This is a genomic window from Aquabacterium sp. NJ1 (assembly GCF_000768065.1).
In the GTDB taxonomy this organism is placed as follows: Bacteria; Pseudomonadota; Gammaproteobacteria; order Burkholderiales; family Burkholderiaceae_C; genus Aquabacterium.
In genome coordinates, this window is the sequence record NZ_JRKM01000001.1 from 2818673 (window position 1) to 2837469 (window position 18797).

General features: G+C 66.0%; 13 protein-coding genes. 8 read left to right on the forward strand and 5 right to left on the reverse strand.

From position 1 onward, the window contains the following. Nucleotides 1-17: 17 nt before the first annotated feature. From JY96_RS12035 to JY96_RS23200, 4 genes are all read right to left on the reverse strand, one after another. Nucleotides 18-632, reverse strand: coding sequence for a hemolysin III family protein (locus tag JY96_RS12035; protein ID WP_035037721.1), 615 nt, complete (start codon nt 630-632; stop codon nt 18-20). A 109-nt stretch (nt 633-741) separates the two neighbouring features. Next, nucleotides 742-1128, reverse strand: coding sequence for a response regulator (locus JY96_RS12040; RefSeq protein WP_235333909.1), 387 nt, complete (start codon nt 1126-1128; stop codon nt 742-744). Continuing rightward, a complete protein-coding gene (locus tag JY96_RS22265) occupies nt 1125-3854 on the reverse strand; it encodes a PAS domain S-box protein (protein WP_052162451.1) in 2730 nt (909 codons plus the stop codon). The genes JY96_RS12040 and JY96_RS22265 overlap by 4 nt, the downstream gene beginning before the upstream one ends. A gap of 203 nt (nt 3855-4057) precedes the next feature. Further along, the gene (locus JY96_RS23200) at nt 4058-4315 is read right to left on the reverse strand and encodes a hypothetical protein (protein ID WP_152606479.1); all 258 of its coding nucleotides are present in this window, start codon (nt 4313-4315) and stop codon (nt 4058-4060) included. Here JY96_RS23200 and JY96_RS12050 point away from each other — a divergent pair. Beyond that, complete coding sequence (locus tag JY96_RS12050; RefSeq protein ID WP_035037723.1) at nt 4289-4660, forward strand: HU family DNA-binding protein; 372 nt, start codon at nt 4289-4291, stop codon at nt 4658-4660. The genes JY96_RS23200 and JY96_RS12050 overlap by 27 nt on opposite strands. A gap of 32 nt (nt 4661-4692) precedes the next feature. On the opposite strand, the gene JY96_RS12055 is transcribed toward JY96_RS12050, so the two are convergent. Further along, complete coding sequence (locus JY96_RS12055) at nt 4693-5589, reverse strand: sterol desaturase family protein (protein ID WP_035042518.1); 897 nt, start codon at nt 5587-5589, stop codon at nt 4693-4695. A gap of 97 nt (nt 5590-5686) precedes the next feature. On the opposite strand from JY96_RS12055, the gene JY96_RS12060 reads away from it, so the two are divergent. The 7 genes from JY96_RS12060 (at nt 5687) to JY96_RS12090 (ending at nt 18788) form a co-directional block, all read left to right on the forward strand. Continuing rightward, the gene (locus JY96_RS12060) at nt 5687-6685 is read left to right on the forward strand and encodes an AraC family transcriptional regulator (protein WP_035037725.1); all 999 of its coding nucleotides are present in this window, start codon (nt 5687-5689) and stop codon (nt 6683-6685) included. Between the two features lie 51 nt (nt 6686-6736). Next, nucleotides 6737-7630 carry a ProQ/FINO family protein gene (locus JY96_RS22270; RefSeq protein ID WP_081961215.1) on the forward strand — a complete coding sequence of 298 codons (894 nt, stop codon included), beginning with the start codon at nt 6737-6739 and terminating at the stop codon, nt 7628-7630. A 2-nt stretch (nt 7631-7632) separates the two neighbouring features. After that, complete coding sequence (locus JY96_RS12070) at nt 7633-8928, forward strand: SAM-dependent methyltransferase (protein WP_035037728.1); 1296 nt, start codon at nt 7633-7635, stop codon at nt 8926-8928. A 3-nt stretch (nt 8929-8931) separates the two neighbouring features. Beyond that, on the forward strand, nt 8932-9669 hold the full coding sequence (gene creB, locus JY96_RS12075; RefSeq protein ID WP_035037730.1) for a two-component system response regulator CreB: 738 nt from the start codon (nt 8932-8934) through the stop codon (nt 9667-9669). Then, nucleotides 9666-11168 carry a two-component system sensor histidine kinase CreC gene (gene creC, locus JY96_RS12080; RefSeq protein WP_052162452.1) on the forward strand — a complete coding sequence of 501 codons (1503 nt, stop codon included), beginning with the start codon at nt 9666-9668 and terminating at the stop codon, nt 11166-11168. The genes creB and creC overlap by 4 nt, the downstream gene beginning before the upstream one ends. Nucleotides 11169-11208: 40 nt before the next feature. After that, nucleotides 11209-12636: a cell envelope integrity protein CreD gene (gene creD, locus JY96_RS12085; RefSeq protein ID WP_052162453.1), complete on the forward strand. Its 1428-nt coding sequence runs from the start codon at nt 11209-11211 to the stop codon at nt 12634-12636. 128 nt (nt 12637-12764) lie between these two features. After that, a complete protein-coding gene (locus JY96_RS12090) occupies nt 12765-18788 on the forward strand; it encodes an alpha-2-macroglobulin (protein ID WP_035037733.1) in 6024 nt (2007 codons plus the stop codon). Nucleotides 18789-18797 lie beyond the last annotated feature (9 nt).

Below are 18797 nucleotides of genomic sequence, written 5' to 3' on the forward strand. Positions count from 1 at the left end.
CATGACAGTGTGGCGCTTCAAGCCACGAAGCGCCACACCGTGAAGAAGTGGCTGGCCGTGCCGCCCAGCACGAACAGGTGCCAGATGCCGTGCGCATGGCGCAGGCGTTTGTCCAGCACGTAGAACACGATGCCCACCGTGTAGAGCAGGCCACCGGCCAGCAACCACATCCAGCCATCGCCGCGCAGGCCGTTCATCAATGGCGTGGCCGCGGCGATCCCGCACCAGCCCATCAGCACGTACAGCGGCACCGAGGGCACCGTCTCGCGGCCCCACCACAGCTCCTTGCCGATGCCCACCAGCGCCAGCGTCCATTCAAAGGCGAAGATGCTCCAGCCCAGCTGGCCATGCAGCGTCACCAGCGTGAACGGCGTGTAGGTGCCGGCAATCAAGAGGTAGATGGCGCAGTGGTCCACCTTGGCCCACAGGGCCTTGCTGGCCCCGCGGATGCTGTGATACAGGGAAGAGGCGGCGTACAGCACGATCATCGTCAGCCCGAACACGCTGAAGCTGAGGATCTTGAGCAGGTCGCCGCCCTCGATGGCCTGGGCCACCAGCACGGCCGAGCCCACGATGGCCAGGGCCAGGCCCAGCAGGTGGGTGACGCTGTTGAGTCGTTCGCCGTGGTACATCGTGTGGGGCCTGTGTTGGAGCGTGGTGCGGTGGCAGATGGGCAGCCATGCTGGCAGGGCTGCAATACAACATGATGACGGCAGCAGCCTGACGTCTCCCTGTGCCAGATCAGGTGTGGGAACGGTTTTTCGCCAGATGGTTCCGGATGGTCTTCGTAAAGCTGCCGATTTCGATGGGTTTGGCGATGTAGCCATCGCAGCCCGCTTCCAGCATGCGCGCTTCGTCGCCTTTCATGGCGTAGGCCGTGAAGGCCACCACCGCCATGTGGCGGGTGCTGGGGTCGGCTTTGAGCTGGCGTGTGAGGGTGAGCCCGTCAATGTCGGGCAACTGGATGTCCATCAGGATCAGCTCGGGCTGGAAGCTGCGGATGTCACGCAGGGCCGAATGGGCATCCGGCACGGACACCACCTCGATACCGTCTGCCTCGAGCAGAAAGCTCACCAGCTCCAGGTTCATGAGGTTGTCGTCCACGATCAGGACACGTGGCATGTTCATGGTGCGTCCGTCCTTGCCGTGTCAATGTGCCGCGCGGGCCGCCAGCGGCGCAGGTGGTCGAGCAGGGCTTGCAGCGTACCGCCCCCTTTGCTCAAGATGGCTTGCGCCGATCGCGCCAGCAGCGCGAACTCCTCATCGGACAGGATCATGCTGGTCCAGATGAAGACGGGCGTGTCGCGCCAGCGTGGCATGCTGCGCAGCGCATCGAGCGCGGCGAAGCCATCGAACTCGGGCATCATCAGGTCCAGGATGATGGCGTCAGGCTGGTGCTGGTCCAGCGCTTGCAACGCCAGGCGGGCATCGCTCAGGCAGATGGCCTCCAGCCCGATTTGCTGCAAGGTTGCTTGCATCAAGGCCAGCGCGGCGGGGTCGTCATCGATCACCATGATGCGCCCGCCGGGCTGTTGCCCCAGCCCGATCTGCCTGAGAGCAAGCCCCACCTGCGCCGTCTCGATGGGCTTGAACAGCACATCCGTGATCTGGAAGTTGGCCGTGCCGTGCGGTGGGCTGGGCATGGTCATGGCCACCACGGGCGTGCGCTGGCTCAGGCCCTGGCGCCGGATCTGCCCCAGCACGTTCAGCCCATGATGATCGGGTAGCCGAAGGGCCAGCGTGATGGCGTCATACGGGCGTTGCTGCACGCAGGCCAGGGCCTGTTCACCGGTGGTGGCGGCGTCCACCAGGAAGCCGGCATCACGCAAGGCATTGCGGATGTGTGCCTGTTCCTGGCTTGCATCGTGGATGAGCAGCACACTGTGCTTGTCGTGCACATCGTGCCTGGTCGTGTGGACGCGCGGCAGGATCAGGTGGAACACGCTGCCCTGCCCGGGCGTACTGCGCACACCCACGTGGCCGCCCTGGGCCGTCACCAGTCGGCGGGTCAGCGCCAGGCCCAGCCCGGTGCCGGCGTGCTTCTTGGTGTAGACACTCTCCAGTTGCTGGAACTCGGTGAACAGCCTGGGCAGATTCTCTGCGGCGATGCCGATGCCGGTGTCCTCGACTTCAATGCGCATGTGCTCAGGCCCATCGGGCAGGGCGCGGATGGTGACCAGGCCGTTGGCCGGGGTGAACTTGATCGCGTTGGACAGGTAGTTGTAGAGCACCTGCCTGAGTCGCGCCGGGTCCAGCACCAGATGGGCGACCTCGGGGTCGAGTTCCGTGCGGATGCTCACCTGCTGTTTGCTGGCCGATGCATCCAGGATGTCGCACACCTCCTTGATCAAGGTGGGCAGGTGCAGGGCTTCGGGATGGAACTCGAACTTGCCCGCCTCCACCTTGGACAGGTCCAACACGTCATTGATCAGCTGCAGCAGGTGCCGCCCGCTGGTGCTGATGTGGCCCAGGAAGGCGGCGTACTTGGGCGAGTCCACCGGCACGGCACCCGTTTGCAGCAGATCGGCAAAGCCGATGACGGCGTTGAGCGGCGTGCGCAACTCGTGCGACATATTGGCCAGGAACTCGCTCTTGAGGCGGCTGGTCTCCTGGATCTGCCGGTTCTCTGCCGCCAGTTGCTCGCCCTGGGCACGCAAGGCTTCGGCCTGCTTGCGCTCCGTGATGTCGCGGGCGATCTTGGAGGCGCCGATGACCTGGCCCCGCGCATCGCGGATGGGCGAGATGGTCACCGAGACGTCAACCAGGCTGCCGTCCTTGCGCTGGCGTACCGTGTCGAAGGCCGGGATGCGCTGCCCCATCGAGATGCGAAACAGGATGCCCATCTCTTCGAGCGCCCGGTCGGGTGGCAGCAACATCTGTATGGGCCGGCCGATGGCTTCGGCCGCCGTGTAGCCAAAGATGGCTTGCGCCCCCTTGTTCCAGCTGGTGATGTGGCCGTCCAGGGTCTTGCTGATGATGGCATCGTGCGAAGACTCGACGATGGCCGCCAGCCGGTTGCTGTCAGCATGGGCTTCGTACAGCCGCGTCATGTCTCTGAACACCACGGCCATGCCCCGCTCGACCCCTTGAGGTGAGCGGATGAGTGAAGCCTGGCATTCAATCGGTATCTTCTTGCCGGTGCGCGAGATCAGCGTGAGGTGGTGAACCTGCTCGATGGAGCCCCCTTGCGCGATCAGCACATCCACAGGGTTGCGATCCGTGTGGCCCGCCGGGCGCTCCTGCGGGAAGAACACCTCCCAGTAAGAACGGCCTTGCGCTTCGGCCTGCGTCCAGCCCGTCACGGTTTCGGCGGTCTTGTTCAATCGGGTGACGTGCCCTTGCCGATCTGTGGCGATGAAGCCCGCATCAATGCTGGCCAGCGTGATGAACAAGGCTTCCTGGGTGTCTGCCAGATCGGTTTCGGCCGCGCGCCGTTGTGCCACCTCGGCTTCCAGCGTGGCGATGACCGCGGTCAACTGCGACACCGAGGGGATGGTCAGCGCCTTCGGGATGAGCTTCCACAAGAGGATGGCGGTGCCGACCGAAATCACCGCGGTCACGATCTTGCTGAGGGCTTGCAGGCTGTAGTCGGGTTGCCAGATGGTCCACACGTCCATCACATGGGTCAAGCCGCACGCGAAGATGAATGCACCAAACAGGGTCACCAGGCCGTGAAGCGAGGCGTCGCGCCGCTTCAAGGCAAAACGCCACAAGGCCAATGGAATGGAGAAGTAAGCCAGCGCGATCAGGGCGTCTGACGCCACCATGGACCACAGCAGGCCGGGTTGCCAGGTGAAGCAGTAGCCGTGCGGCAGGTAGCCATGTCGGCCCAGCAAGGATGCGATCTCGTCCACGTCAGCCCGTCCTTTCTTGTCTGGCGCAGCCCATCTTGCGAGCGATCTGCGCAATCAAGAAGCAGAGACATTGGTCCTCAGAGGGTTGAGGTGTGACAGATGCCGCGCGGTTTCGTTGCCTGTGAGCAACTGTTGAGGCCCGCTGTCACCAGGCCCCATCGACGATGTGCGGCGATGGCGGGCGACGCGGGGAAACCCTGTCGTCAGGCGCCGTCCAGCACGTCAGCCAGATCGACGCAGAGACGCAGACGCGGTGCTGACGCAGGCGGCTGACGCAGCACATGGCCACCAAACTGTGCCGTCAGACCATGCGCAAACGTGAACTTCTGTTGATCAACAGGGCGAGGAACATTGAGGCAGAACACCTCAAACAGCCCATCAATACTGCACAATAGCTTGCCCGACGATTGCGGGTGCAACTCGAACTTCGACTTATGAACAAGACCGATCTGATCCAGCACCTGGCTGACAAGCACACCCTGACCAAGGCTGAAGCCGGCCGCATCCTTGACACCCTGCTCGACGTGGTCGTGGCCAGTGTCAAGAAGGGCGACGCCGTCGTGATTCCTGGTTTCGGTTCTTTCAAGCAACACGCACGCGCAGCGCGCAACGGCGTGAACCCCAGCACCGGCGCCAAGATCAAGATCGCCGCCGCCAAGCTGCCCAAGTTCACTCCTGGCGCCACCTTCAAGGCTGCTGTGGACCCCAAGGCCGCTGCTCGCAAGGCTGCTGCCAAGCCCGCCGCCAAGCCTGCCAAGAAGGCCGCCAAGCCTGCTGCCAAGAAGGCCGCTGCCAAGAAGAAGTAAGCCGGTGTGTGCCGCACCATGCGGCCGCCAGTTCAACAGGGCCTTTGGGCCCTGTTTCTATTTGGGGCGGGCGCGCTCGGGTACTGCTCCTCCACCCAGTCGGGGTGCTTCCACAGGATGCGCAAGTCTTTGTGGCGCCAGACATCGGCCCACATGGCGAACCACTCGTCCAGGTTCAGTCGCAGCGGGTTGAGCGTGGTGGGCTGGCGCATGCTGATGCCATACACGATCGGGCCGGCATCACGCTCGTCCACGAAGGTGCCGAACAGGCGGTCCCAGATGATCAGCACGCCGCCGAAGTTGGTGTCGATTTGCGCGGGGTTGCGGCCATGGTGCACGCGGTGGTGCGAGGGCGTGTTGAAGATGGCTTCGTACCAGGCCGGCAGGCGCTTGATCGTCTCGGTGTGGATGAAGAACTGGTAGAACAGGTTCAGCTCGATCGCGGTCACCACCGCCATCTTGTCAAAGCCGATCAAGGCCAGGGGCAGGCACCACACGAACACCAGGCCACTGAGGTCGAACAGGAAGTTCTGGCGCAGCGCCGTCGAGAAGTTGTAGCGCACCGAGCTGTGGTGGGTGACATGCGAGCACCAGGCGTAGCGCAGCTTGTGCATCAGCACGTGCGCCACGAAGAACATGAAGTCGGTCGCGACAAACAGCAGCGCGTACCCCACCCACTTGTTGGCCGGCTTGTACTGCAGGCCCAGCCTGACGACGTCGTCATAGAACCGCGTGATGAATACGGCCACCACGGCGGCGTCCACCATCTTGTACATGAAGCCCGTGCTGATGTTGGCCAGCGACTCGCGCAGCTTGTAAGCGTCGCGCTTGCCCTGCCGGCGCAGGTAGGCGGCCTCGGTCAGGATGACGAGCAGGAAGGCCGTACCGGCGATCAGCACGAAGCCCAATGCGTGAAGAATGTCTTGCATGACGGCTGACTCCATCGACGTGATGGCATGCAATGTAAAGACGGGGGGTGCCCTTCGCATCGACAATCGATGTCGGCTTTTTAACGATCCATGACATATGAGCATGCTGGTGCGCGTCACAGGAGCCTGGACGCAATTGCTGACGGATTGGCTGGATGCGCAGCGCCTGCCCGCGCCGGCGATCAGGGCGCGCCTGGCTGCCTTCGCGCCCGACGACGCGGTGCCGCTGGCTGTCTGGAGCGAGGCGCTGACACAAGCGGCCGCGCTGCGCCCGGACCTGGTGGCGCCGGGGCTGTCGATCGGCGCAGGCGTCTTGCCCCGCCACGTGGGCGTGCTGGGCTACCTCGTGCTGGCCAGCGACAACCTGGCTGGCGCCATGGCCGCCTACCAGCGTTATGAACGCCTCTTCTACGGCGTGGACCTGGCCGAGGTCGTGATGCACCGTCAGGAGGTCGAGATCCGCTGGCCATCGCGCGCCAGCACCGGCATGCTGGCCGATGAAACCGCCATCGCCGCCCTGGTCACCTTCCTGCGCAAGCAGATCGACAACCCGCCGCCGCCCTCGCGCGTGGGCTTTGTCCACCAGGTGCCCGGTGATCGCGTCCAGGCCTGCGAGGCCTTCTTCGGCTGCCCGGTCGATTTTGGTGCCAACTACACGCGGGTGCGCTTTCCGATCTCGTACATGAGCATCCCGATGCCGCACCGCGAGCCCGGCTTGCGTGCCCTGCTCGACCGCCAGGCCCAGGCTCTGCTCGATGCGCTGCCCGACCCGAACGTTTTCGACAAGGCCGTGCAAGAGCTGCTGGTGCGCCTGCTGCCCGATGGTGAGGTCTCGGTGGACAAGGTCGCGCAGGCCTTGCACCAGTCCACCCGCACCTTGCAGCGCCGCCTGGCCGACAGCGGCATGACCTGGCAGCAACTGCTGGACCGCACGCGTGAACAACTGGCCCGCCAGTACCTGGGCGACCGCGCTTTGTCACTGGCTGAAATCGCCCTGCTGCTGGGCTACAGCGAGCAAAGCGCCTTTACGCGTTCTTTCAAACGCTGGACGGGGCAAACACCTTTGGCCTTCCGGACACAATCTGTTCATCTTTAAGGGCTCAGTCGGGGTGACAATCGAGGCTTACCGTTTTCACACGCCTGACTCATGTCCTCGACCTCCCCGGCGCCCGCCGACCAAGCTGCTGTACCCACCACGCCCGAAGCCCTCACTGCGCCTGCGGTGGCCGATGGCGTGGCCTCGCCCGTTGACGCGGCTCAGCAGCCCGGTTCGGCTGGTGCGGCCGACAAGCCTGCCGAAACGCCTGCGGCCACGGCCGCCCGCCTGGCCGAGCTGTTTCCCGCCCTGTTCAAGGGCCAGCCCAAGCCGCTGAAGCTGCGCATCCAGGTCGACATCCAGGAGCGCGCCCCCGGCGTGTTCAGCAAGCAGGCCCTGTCGGCCTTCTTCCGCCGCTACACCGGTGCCACGTCTTACCTGATTGCCGTCTCCAAAGGCGTGCAGCGCTTTGACCTGGACGGCCAACCAGCAGGCGAACTGACCGAAGAGCACCGCAAGGTGGCCGCCGATGAGCTGGCCCGCCGCCGGACCCTCACCAACGCCAGGCGTGAGCAGGATCAGGCCGAGCGCCGCAACCGCGCTTCGTTGCTGCGTGATTTCGAAACCACCAAGCTGACCACGGCCAACTTCTGCGCCCTCAAAGGCGTGGCACCTGAGGCCCTGGAAGGCCTGCTGGCCCAGGCCCGTGCCGAAGCACTGGAAGACGCGCAAAGGCCGCAACGCCCGCACCATGGCCATGGTGGGCGCCCCGAGCACGGCCGCCGTGAAGGCCAAGGCCGACCGGGTGGACAGCCCGGCCGCCCCGGCAACGGTGGCCCGCGTCGCGAAGGCCAGGGCCCCCGCCGTGAAGGCCAGCCGCGAGGTGATGCCCCCCGTGGCGATCAACGCCGCGCAGGCGGCCCCCGCGAAGGCGCGCCACGTGAAGGGGGGCGCCGTGAGGGTGGCCCGCGTGGCCAGGGTGGTGGTGAGCAGACCAAGGGCTGAGGATGTCGCTGGACGAGGCCAACGCCGCGCCCCTGTCGCGCTTTGCTGATCTGCTGACCCAGGCGCTGGCGCAAGGGCGCTGCGACAAGCTGGTGCTGGCCAACTACCAGGGTGACGACGCCCAGCTCGGGCCGGATCTCCAGCGCGTGCTGGCACGCCCGGTGCAGCTCAAGGGCGCGCCTCACCTGTCGCTGGTGCTGCGCTACCCCACCAAGGACATCACCAGGAACCTGCCGCTGGCCAACGGCATCCAGCAGGTGATGGCCTGGGCTCAGGCCCGGTCGTTCCGCAACGCCCACCTGCACACGCCCACCGAGGAGGTGCAGCTGGCCTTCAGCAAGAAGGGCAAGGCCAGCGTGCGCGTGGGCAAACCATCGAACGCCGAAGCCGCGCAAGCGCGTGCGGAGGCGGCTGCAGCAGGGCGCCCGGGTTCGGCCGCTGTCGTGTCGGCGCCTGTGGATACGACCAGCGCCGGCCACAACCGCGACAAGCACCGCTTCCTCGAACTCTCGCGCCCCTTCCTGCACGAGCTGGGCGTCACCGATGCCAATGGCCAGCTGATCCCGGCCATGTCGCGCAAGTGGAAGCAGATCAACAAGTTCGTCGAGGTGTTCGCCGCGGCACTGGCGCGCTCACCCCTGGCCGATCAGCAAGAAATCCACGTGGTGGATTTCGGCTCCGGCAAGGGTTACCTGACCTTTGCCATCCACGACTGGTTGCGCCACAGCATGGGCCGCGATGCCCGCGTGACCGGGGTTGAACTGCGCGACGAGTTGGTCCAGCTCTGCCAGCGCGTGATCGGCAAGCTGAAGCTTGACGGCATGGACTACGAGCAAGGCGACGTGCGCGACTACCACCCCGCCGCACTCAACGTCATGATCGCCCTGCACGCCTGCGACGTGGCCACCGACTACGCCATCCACCTGGGCATCCGCGCCGGCGCCGAGATCATCATGTGCTCGCCCTGCTGCCACAAGCAGATCCGCCCGCAGCTGTTGAGCCCGCACCCGCTGCGCCCCATCCTGCAGCACGGCATCCACCTGGGCCAGGAGGCCGAGATGCTGACCGATGGCCTGCGTGCCTTGCTGCTGGACGCGGCGGGTTACGACACCCAGGTCTTCGAGTTCATCTCGCTGGAACACACCAACAAGAACAAGATGATCCTGGCCGTCAAGCGCGCCAAGGCCAAGTCGCCCGACGAGGTCATCAACCAGATCCGCGACATCAAGGCCTTCTACGGCATCCACGAGCAGTGCCTGGAAAGCCTGCTCAAGGCGGATGGGCTGCTGCCGGCTTGAGTGATGGACAGCCTGCCTGTGCGCCCGCGTCTGCTGCTGCTGGAAGACGATCCGGCCATCGCGCAGACCGTGGTGTATGCCTTGACCCGTGAGGGCTTCGATGTCGAGCACGTGATGCTGGTGAGCCAGGCGCGCAGCCAGCTCATGCCGGGCGAACTTGCTTTCGCCGCAGCCATCCTGGACGTGGGGCTGCCCGATGGCAATGGCCTGGATCTCTGCCAGGCCTTGCGGCAGGCGGGCGGGCCACAGGCGGCTTTGCCGGTGCTGATGCTGACCGCGCGCAGCGAAGAGATCGACCGTGTGCTGGGCCTGGAGCTGGGCGCCGACGACTACCTCACCAAACCCTTCAGCCCCCGTGAGCTGTGCGCGCGGGTGCGGGCCTTGCTGCGCCGCGCCAGACTCACGGCATCACAAGCTGTGCCGGCGGTGCCCGCGGCAGCGGCCGGGCCACGCCTGGTCTGTGACGAGCCCGGCCAGCGCATCCGCTACGGCGAGCAGTGGCTGGCGCTGACCCGCCGTGAGCTGGGCCTGCTGATGCTGCTCTTGAAGTCGCCCGGCCGTGTCTGGCCGCGCGAGGCCTTGCTGGACGCCGTCTGGGGGCAGGACGCCGACAGCACCGACCGCACGGTGGATACCCACATCAAGACGCTGCGCGCCAAACTGCGTGATGCCGGCGCGCACACCGACCTCATCGTTACCCACCGAGGCCTGGGCTACGCCCTGGACCCCGCGCTGCTGTGAAGCTCGGCCTGCGTCTCCTGCTGGGCTTCTTCCTGATCACGGGCATCGCGGCCTTCTTCGTGATGCGTGTCTTCGTGTTCGAGGTGCGGCCCAGCGTGCGCGAGGTCATGGAAGACATGATGGTCGACACGGCCAACATCCTGGCCGAGCTGGCGCAGGACGACCTGGCCGCCATGCCGCCCACGGGCGATCTGCAGCAAAGCCGTTTTGCCCGGCGCGTGCTGGATTACGCGGCGCGCCCCATCGACGCGCAAATCTGGGGCCTGAGCAAGCGCTCGCTGGATTACCGCGTGTACGTCACCAACGAGCAGGGCCGGGTGGTGTTCGACACGGGCTTGCCGCAAGGGGGCAACGCGGTCGGGCAGGACTACTCGCAATGGCGGGATGTGGCGCGAACCTTGTCAGGTCAATATGGTGCCCGGGCCACCCGCTACGTGCTCAAGGACGACAGCTCGGCCGTGATGTATGTGGCGGCGCCCGTCAAGCAAGGCGAGCGCATCCTGGGCGTGCTCACCGTGGCCAAGCCAATGAGCGCGGTGCAGAAGTTCGTGGACCGGGCCGAGCGCGACATCCTCGTCAAGGGCCTGTGGTTGCTGGGTGCCTCGCTGGCCGTGGGCGTGCTGGTGACGGGCTGGATCGTCTGGTCCGTGCGGCGCTTGCGCCACTATGCCCAGCACGTGCAGTTCGGCCAGCGGCAACCGCCGCCGGTCTTGTCGGGTGAGCTGGGTGAACTGGCCCTGGCCATGGAGGCCATGCGTGATCGGCTGGATGGCCACGAGCATGTCGAGCAACTGGTGCGCGCCTTGACGCATGAGCTCAAGAGCCCCTTGACCGCCATCGAAGGCGCCGCCGAGCTGCTGCAGGATGCGCTGCCCGATGCCGACCGGCAGCGCTTCACCAGCCAGATCAAGGACCAGGCAGACCGCCTGCGTGAACTGGTCGAGCGGCTGCTGGAGCTGTCCAAGCTGGAGCACCGCCACAGCCTGGATCACCAGGTGCGGCTGGATCTGCGTGACTGCGTTCGGCGCGTGGTGGAAGGCATGCGGCCCCGGCTGCAACAACGCCAGATTCAGCTGGACCTGGAGCTGGGTGACCCGGTCATGGTCAAAGGTGAGCCGGACCTGCTGGACATGGCCATCAACAACCTGCTGGACAACGCGGTGGCGTTTTCGCCCAGAGGGGGCCGCATCGTGATCACGCTGTCCATGACCACAGGTCAGGCGATGCTGCAGATCCGCGACCATGGCCCTGGTGTGCCTGACTTTGCCCTGGCGCGTCTGGGTGAGCGTTTCTATTCCACGGCCCGCCCCGCGCAGCAAGGTGAAGTCCTGCGCAAGGGCTCCGGCCTGGGGCTGGCCATCGTGCGCCAGATCATGGCCCTGCACGGTGGGCGCCTGCACATCGAGCCGGCCGAGCCAGGCCTGTGTGTGCAACTGTGGTGGCCCAGCCCCGACTTCACACCCACTTCACACAGCTCATCAAGGCCTCACAAGGCGTGAGCACAGTGGCCCCGTTGACATTTCCAACGGGAGCCTGAAGATGAAATTTCCCCTCTTGAGCAAGGCGATGGCGCTGGCCGCCGTCGTGCTGGGCCTGCTGTGGGCGCTGTGGTCGGTGCAGTCCATCGTGCACGAGCGCCAGCAGCGCCAGAACGAAGCGCAGCGCAGCGTGGCCAACAGCCTGGCCGAAAGCCAGACCCTGATGGGGCCGGTGCTGACCCGTACCTGCACGGAGACCTGGGTGGCGGGCCAGACGGCAGGCCCCGAGCCCAGGCCCATCATGGACAGCAAGACCTACAGCGTCAGGCTGCCGGCCAACCAGCTCAAGCTGGATGCCCAGGTGGACATGACACCGCGTTACCGCGGCATGTTCAAGGTCAATGGCTACGGCATGAAATCCCAGATCGCCGCGCAATGGAGTGACGCGGCCTTGCTGACCGTGCGGCCGCAGAACGCCTCGGGCAAGGTGACCTGCGAGGCCCCGGTCCTGTCGGTGGCGCTGAGCGATGCACGCGGCATCCGCGTGGCCGAGTTGATGGCCAATGGCCAGCTGGTGCCGGTGCAGCCAGGCAGCGGCCTGGCGCATCAGCCTCGTGGCTTCCAGGCTCGCCTGGAGGGCGACAGCTGGCCCGGTACAGGTGCGGTGTCCGTTCAACTGACGCTGGAACTGGTGGGCACCCAGGCCTTGTCGCTGGCACCGGTGGCCAACACCACCCTGGTGCACATGCGAGCTGACTGGCCCCATCCTTCCTTTGGTGGGCGCTTCTTGCCCAGCGAACGGCAGATCGGCGAACAAGGCTTTGACGCCACCTGGAAGGTCACGTCGCTGGCCAGCACCGCCCAGCAGGAATGGGTCAAGGACGCGCCCTTGTGCCCCAGCATGAGCGGCGGGGACCAGACCTACGCCACCCGAGGTGACAACGGTGAGATCAAACAGACAGGCTGTATCGAGTCCTTCGGCGTGGACTTCATGGACCCGGTCAACCCTTATGTCCTGAGCGACCGGGCCACCAAGTACGGCCTGCTGTTCATCGTGCTGACTTTCGTGGGCGTGGGCCTGGTCGAGGTCTTGCGCCAACTGCGTGTGCACCCGATCCAGTACCTGCTGGTGGGCGCAGCGCTGGCGGTGTTCTTCCTGCTGCTGGTGAGCTTGTCGGAACACATGCTGTTTGCTTATGCCTATGCCGCGGCCAGCCTGGCCTGCACCGTCTTGCTGGCCTTCTATGGCAGCTTCGTGCTGCAAGGCTGGCGGGCGGGCCTGGGCTTTGGGGGCGGCATCGCCGGCCTGTTTGGCACGCTCTACGCCCTGCTGCAGATGGAGCAGCGCGCCCTGATGCTTGGCTCCGTGCTGCTGTTTGTGGTGCTGGCGGTGGTGATGATCAGCACCCGCAAGCTGGACTGGTATGAGCTGGTCGGCCAGATGCGCGGGCGGGATGACCGGCTGCCGCCCGCTGCGATGGACGCCTGAATGCGACCCGGTGGCCTCTCCCCTATACGGGTGAGGCCACTGTGTAGACGGGCGCCGGCCGCCAAAGATCAGGCACCATAGCGGATGGCCTGCAAACAGGCCACAGAAAATGAACAGGGAGATGGGTCATGTTGACCGTCGTGAACCAGAAGATCGGTGCGTTGTGGGGTGCTTGCGCGACGGCGTTGGCGCGTGTGGCAGGGCCCTTGCTGTTGGTGCTGCGTGCGGCATTGCAGTTTGCCTTGGGCGAGTGGCGTGCGCCGGCCTGGTTGCGTCTGGTGGGCCGGGCCCTGGCGGCGGTGCTCAACTGGTGCCGCTGGCACGGCGCACAGGTGCTCATCCTGCTGGCCTTGGGTGCGGCCATCTGGTTCAACCTCCCCTTGCTCAAGCGCTGGTGGCAGGGCCTGATTCCCGACCAGGGCGCCACGGCCGAACTCAGCTTCAAGGTGCACGAGCCCAGCCGCACGCGCATCGAGGACCAACTGCCGCCCGAGCCGCTGGTGGTCAGCTTCTCCGGCCACGCGGCCCCCTTGATCAAGGTCGGCAAGCCGGCCACCGACATCGAGATGGACCCGCCCGCCGCGGGCCAATGGACCTGGTCCGACGCCGATCACCTCAGCTTCCAGCCCAAGGAGGACTGGCCCGTCGGGCAGCGCTACACCGTCAAGCTGGGCCGCAAGGCGCTGGCGGCCAACGTCAAGCTCAAGGAGCGTGAGTTCAGTTTCAGTGCGCCCGCGTTCGAGATCACGGTCGACAGCGGCGAGTTCTACCAGGACCCGGTCCAGGTGAACCTGCGCCGGGTGGTCTACCAGCTGCGCTTCAGCCACCCCGTCAACACGCAGAAGCTGGAAGCCAACCTGCGTCTGGACTTGGGCGACCCCGACAAGCCCTTCCTGGGCATCGGCCAGGCGGCGAGCCGCAAGTTCGTGGTCAGCTACGACAAGTTCAAGCTGCAGGCCACGGTCATGTCCGAGCCCCTGCCCATTCCGGATCAGACCCAGTCCATGCGCCTGACGGTGGCGGCTGGCGTGACCGCACAGCGCGGTGGCCCAGGCACCGACAAGGACGTGGTGCAGTCCGTGGATGTGCCGGGGCTGTACAGCCTGGCCATCGCCGACATCAGCGCCAGCGTGGTGAGCAACCAGACGGGTGACCCCGAGCACGTGCTGCACGTGGGCACCAGCATGGCCGTGCACGAGCGCGAACTGGCGCGCGTGGTCAGCGCCTGGGTGCTGCCCGAATCCGACAAGCCGGGCGGCGAGCCCACGGTCTGGAGTGACCCCAATGAGGTGACGCCGGCCGTGCTGCAGCGTGCCACGCCCCTCAAGCTCGAGCCCATCGCGGGCGAGCGCGAGGTCAGCGAGGGCCTGTCCTTCCGCATGCCGCAGGCCGAAGGCGGCCGCTTCATCTACGTGAAGGTGGCCAAAGGCCTCAAGACCCCCGGTGGCTACCTGCTGGGCACCGAGCGCGCCGATGTCATGCAGCTCAAGACCTTTGCGCCGGAGCTGAGCATCGTCAGCCAGGGCTCGCTGCTCGCCCTGTCGGGTGACAAGAAGCTGCCCATCCTCGTGCGGGACCTGCCCGGCGTGCAGGTGGAGATCGCGCGCATGCTGCCGCAGCAGTTGCACATGCTGATGAGCCAGTCCTCGGGCGATTTCAGCAAGCCCAACTTCTACCAGGGCGTCACGCCCGACCACCTGGCCGAACGCTTCGAGCGCAAGATCCCGCTCAAGCTCAAACCCGGTCGCTCGCACTACGAAACCGTGGATTTTGGCGAGTACCTCAAGACCGATGGCGGCGAGCGCCGGGGCATCTTCCTGTTGACGGTCAAGGGCTACGACCCCAAGAACGACACGAACGCCCCGGTGGTTGATCAAAGCGACCAGCAGCAAGACGAGGGCAGCTACGGCGGTCGTTATGAAGGCGAAGGTGCCGAAGGCAGCGACATGCCTAACCCCGAGTCCATGGAGGACAAGCGCCTGGTGCTGGTCACCGACCTTGGGCTGCTGGCCAAGCGCACCATCGACGGTTCGCGCGACGTGTACGTGCAATCCATCAGCACCGGTTTGCCCGTGGGGCAGGCCACGGTCGAGGTCTGGGGCCGCAACGGCCTGGTCCTCGTGAGCCAGACCACGGATGCCACGGGCCATGTCCGCGTACCCAATCTGGCGGGCTTCCAGCGTGAAAAGACGCCGGTGATGCTGGTGGTGCGCAAGGAGGGCGACCTGAGCTTCCTGCCCTTCAACCGCCATGACCGCAACCTCGACGTGTCCCGCTTTGACGTCGGCGGCATCCAGAGCGCCGGTGTGCCCAATCAGATGACGGCCTACCTGTTCAGTGACCGCGGCATTTACCGCCCCGGTGACACCCTGCACATCGGCATCATCGTCAAGGCCGGCAACTGGGCCACCTCGCTCAAGGACATGCCCGTGGAGGCCGAGGTGGTCGATGCGCGCGGCATGGTGGTGCGCCGTGAAGTGATCAAGCTGGACGCCGGCGGGGTGGCCGAACTGGCCCACACCACGCAAGACAGCTCACCGACGGGCAACTACAGCATCAACCTGAGCCTGCCCAGGCAAAGCAGCCCCGGTGCGCCCGAGGTGCCCGCGCTGCAGCTGGGCAGCACCTCGGTGAAGGTGCAGGAGTTCCTGCCGGATCGCACCAAGGTCACGGCCAAGTTGTCGAGCGAATCGGCAGACGGCTGGGTGAGCCCGGATGGCCTCAAGGCCATGGTGTCGGTGCAGAACCTGTTTGGCACGCCGGCACAGCACCGTCGCGTGAGCGGCACGCTGACCTTGCGGCCGGCCTACCCCTCCTTCCGCGCCTACCCGGACTACAGCTTCTATGACGACCTGAGCGCGCGCCAGACCCATGTGGACGAACTCGGCGATCAGGAGAGTGACGCCCAGGGTGCGGCCACCTTCGATCTGCGCCTGGAGCGCTTCGAGTCGGCCACCTACCAGGCGCATGTGCTGGTCAAGGCCTTCGAGCCGGAAGGCGGCCGCAGCGTGGCCGCGGAGGTGCGCACGCTGGTCAGCGACCGCCCGTATCTCGTGGGCACCAAGGCCCAGGCGGACCTGAGCTACGTGACCCGCAACGCCGTGCGCGATGTGGACGTGATTGCCATCGACCCGCGTGTCAAGCTCATGGCCGTCTCGGGCCTGAAGCTGGTGCGCCTGGAGCACCGCACCTTGTCCGTGCTGGTCAAGCAAGGCAGCGGGCTGTACCGTTATGAGTCCCGCGCCAAGGACGTGACGCTGGAAGAGCTGCCCTATGCCATTGGGGCCAAGGGCAACAAGCTGCGCCTGAACACGGCCACGCCGGGCAACTTCGCCTACCAGCTCCGTGATGAAAACGGCCTGGTGCTGGCGCGTGTCGAGTACAGCGTGGCCGGTGCGGCCAACCTCAGCCGCTCGCTGGACCGCAACGCCGAGCTGCAGATCAAGCTCAACAAGAAGGACTACAACCCCGGTGAAGACATCGAGCTGAGCATCCAGGCGCCCTACACCGGCGCCGGCCTGATCACCATCGAGCGCGACAAGGTCTACACGCACACCTGGTTCAAGACCGACAAGACCGCGTCGGTGCAGAAGATCACCCTGCCCAAGGACTTCGAGGGCAATGGTTATGTGAGCGTGCATTTCATCCGCGACCCGGCCTCTGACGAGATCTACACCAGCCCCTTGAGTTATGGCGTGGTGCCGTTTGCCACCAGCCTGGCCAAGCGCACGGCCAACATCAAGCTCAGCAGCAACGAGTTGCTCAAGCCGGGCGAGACCCTGAAGATGACCCTGCAATCGGACAAGCCGACCAAGGCCTTCGTGTTCGCGGTGGACGAGGGCATCCTGCAGGTGGCCCGCTACAACAACCCCGACCCACTCAAGCACTTCTTCGACAAGCGTGCCCTGGAGGTTTCAACCTTGCAGACGCTCGACCTGATCCTGCCCGAGTTCAAGAAGCTCATGCAGGGCGCAGCCCCCGGTGGTGACGGCGAAGGCGCCTTGGGCAAGCACCTCAACCCCTTCAAGCGCAAGCGCGACAAGCCGGTGGCGTACTGGTCCGGCCTGGTCGATGTGCAAGGCAGCCGCGAGTTCAGCTACACGGTGCCGGAAAGCTTCAATGGCGCCTTGCGGGTGATCGCCGTGGCCGTCAACGACGACGCGGCCGCTGTGGCCACCACCAAGGCCACGGTGCGTGGTGACCTGATCCTGCTGCCCAATGTGCCGCTGGCCATCAGCCCGGGCGACGTGGTGGAGGTGGGCGTGGGCCTGGCCAACAACATCGCCGGCTCCGGCAAGAACGCGGCCATCAAGCTCAACCTGGCGGTCAACGGTGGCCTGGAGGTGGTGGGCGACAGCAGCCGCACGCTCAACATCAGCGAGCGTGATGAAGCGTCCACCGTGTTCCGCGTCCGCGCGCGTGCCGATGCCCAGGCGCAGCTGGGTTCGGCCAGCGTGATCTTCACGGCGCAGCGCGGTGGCAGCAACGCCCGCTTGAGCACGGATGTGAGCGTGCGCCCGGCCTCGGCCCATGTCACCCTGGTGCAAAGCGGCACCCTGGTGGGCAGTGGCGAGCTCAAGTCGAAAGCCACGGTCTACCCGCAGCTGGCGCACAGCGAGCTGGCCGTGTCGGCCTCGCCCTGGGCCTTTGCCTCGGGGCTCATGCAGTACCTGGAGCAATACCCCTATGGCTGCACCGAGCAGATCTCCAGCCGCACCGTGCCGGCCGTGTTGATGCTCAGCCGCCCCGAGCTGGCCAAGGAAGTGGCGCGTGGCCGCTCTGCCGCCGAAGTGGCGGCCATTGACCCGCAAAAGAGCTGGCGCAATTACCTGACGCAGCTGCGGTCGCGCCAGAACGGCGACGGCGGCATGGGCGCCTGGCCGGGCAGCGGCTCGGATGTGTACGCGACGGTGCAGGCCATGCAGGTGCTGCTGGAGGCCCGCGAGCGCAAGCTGGCGGTGCCGGCCGACATGCTGAGCAAGGCCTCTGATTACCTGCAGGGCCAGCTTGGTTCCGGTGGCGGCAACTACAGCTGGGCCTGGCGTGGCCGCGCCCAGAGTGCCTACCTGCTGACCCGCCAGGGCGTGCTGGTGCCGGCGGCGCTGGCCAATCTGCGTGAAGGCCTGCGTGCCAAGTGGGGCTCGGACGCCCGCCTCAACAAGGACCTGGGTGCCGTGTACCTGGCGGCCAGCTACCAGTTGCTCAAGCAGGATGCGGCCGCCAACGAGTTGCTGGACCCCGTCTGGAACGAGTTGCTCGAGCGCATGAAGACCCGCCAGTCGCGCCAGGTCTGGGACGGTTACTACGACCCGCTGGTGCATGACAGCACGCTGATTTACCTGGTGGCCCGCCACTTCCCCAAGCGTCTGGGCAGCTTGCCGACCGACACCTGGGAAGTGCTGGCCCGCATGATCCGCGCCGGCTGGTACAACAGCGCCTCCTCGGCCAGCACGATCTGGGCGGTGGATGCCTATGCCAGCGCAGCGGCGCAATCAGCCAAGGGCCAGATCAAGGTCAGCGCGCTCAATGCACAAGGTGTGGCCCAGCCCCTCACCCTGGGTGAGCTGCAGCCCATGGCCCGCACCACGGTGCCGCAGGGCAGTGCCAAACTCAAGCTCAGCACCGGTGGCAGCCTGCCCTTGTTCTACGCCTGGGCCGAGTCCGGCTTCGAGCGTGGTGTGCCCGACAAGCCCTTGAGCCAGGGCATGGAGATCATCCACGAGGTGCTCAACGACAAGGGGCAGGTCATCACCGAAGCCCGCCTGGGTGACGAGGTGACCGTGCGCGTGCGCGTGCGCAGCCTGGACCGTGCCAGCATCCCGCAGGTCGCTCTGGTGGACGTGCTGCCCGGTGGCCTGGAGCCCGTGCAGAACCCGGTGGACGCCACCGAGCAGACCGACGAGCCGCTGTGGCGTCGCCGGCTGGGCGGCAGCGGCAACTGGAGTCTGGACTTCGCCGACATCCGTGAGGACCGCGTGCTGTTCTTTGGCACGGTCAACAAGTCGATGATGGAGATCAGCTACAAGGCCCGAGCCACCAACACCGGTGAGTTCACGATGCCGGCCGCCTATGGTGAAGCCATGTACGAGCGCCGGCTGTTTGCCCGCTCGGCGGGGGGCCGTTTCACCGTCAAGCCGGTGGCGCCCAAGTAAGGTGCCAGG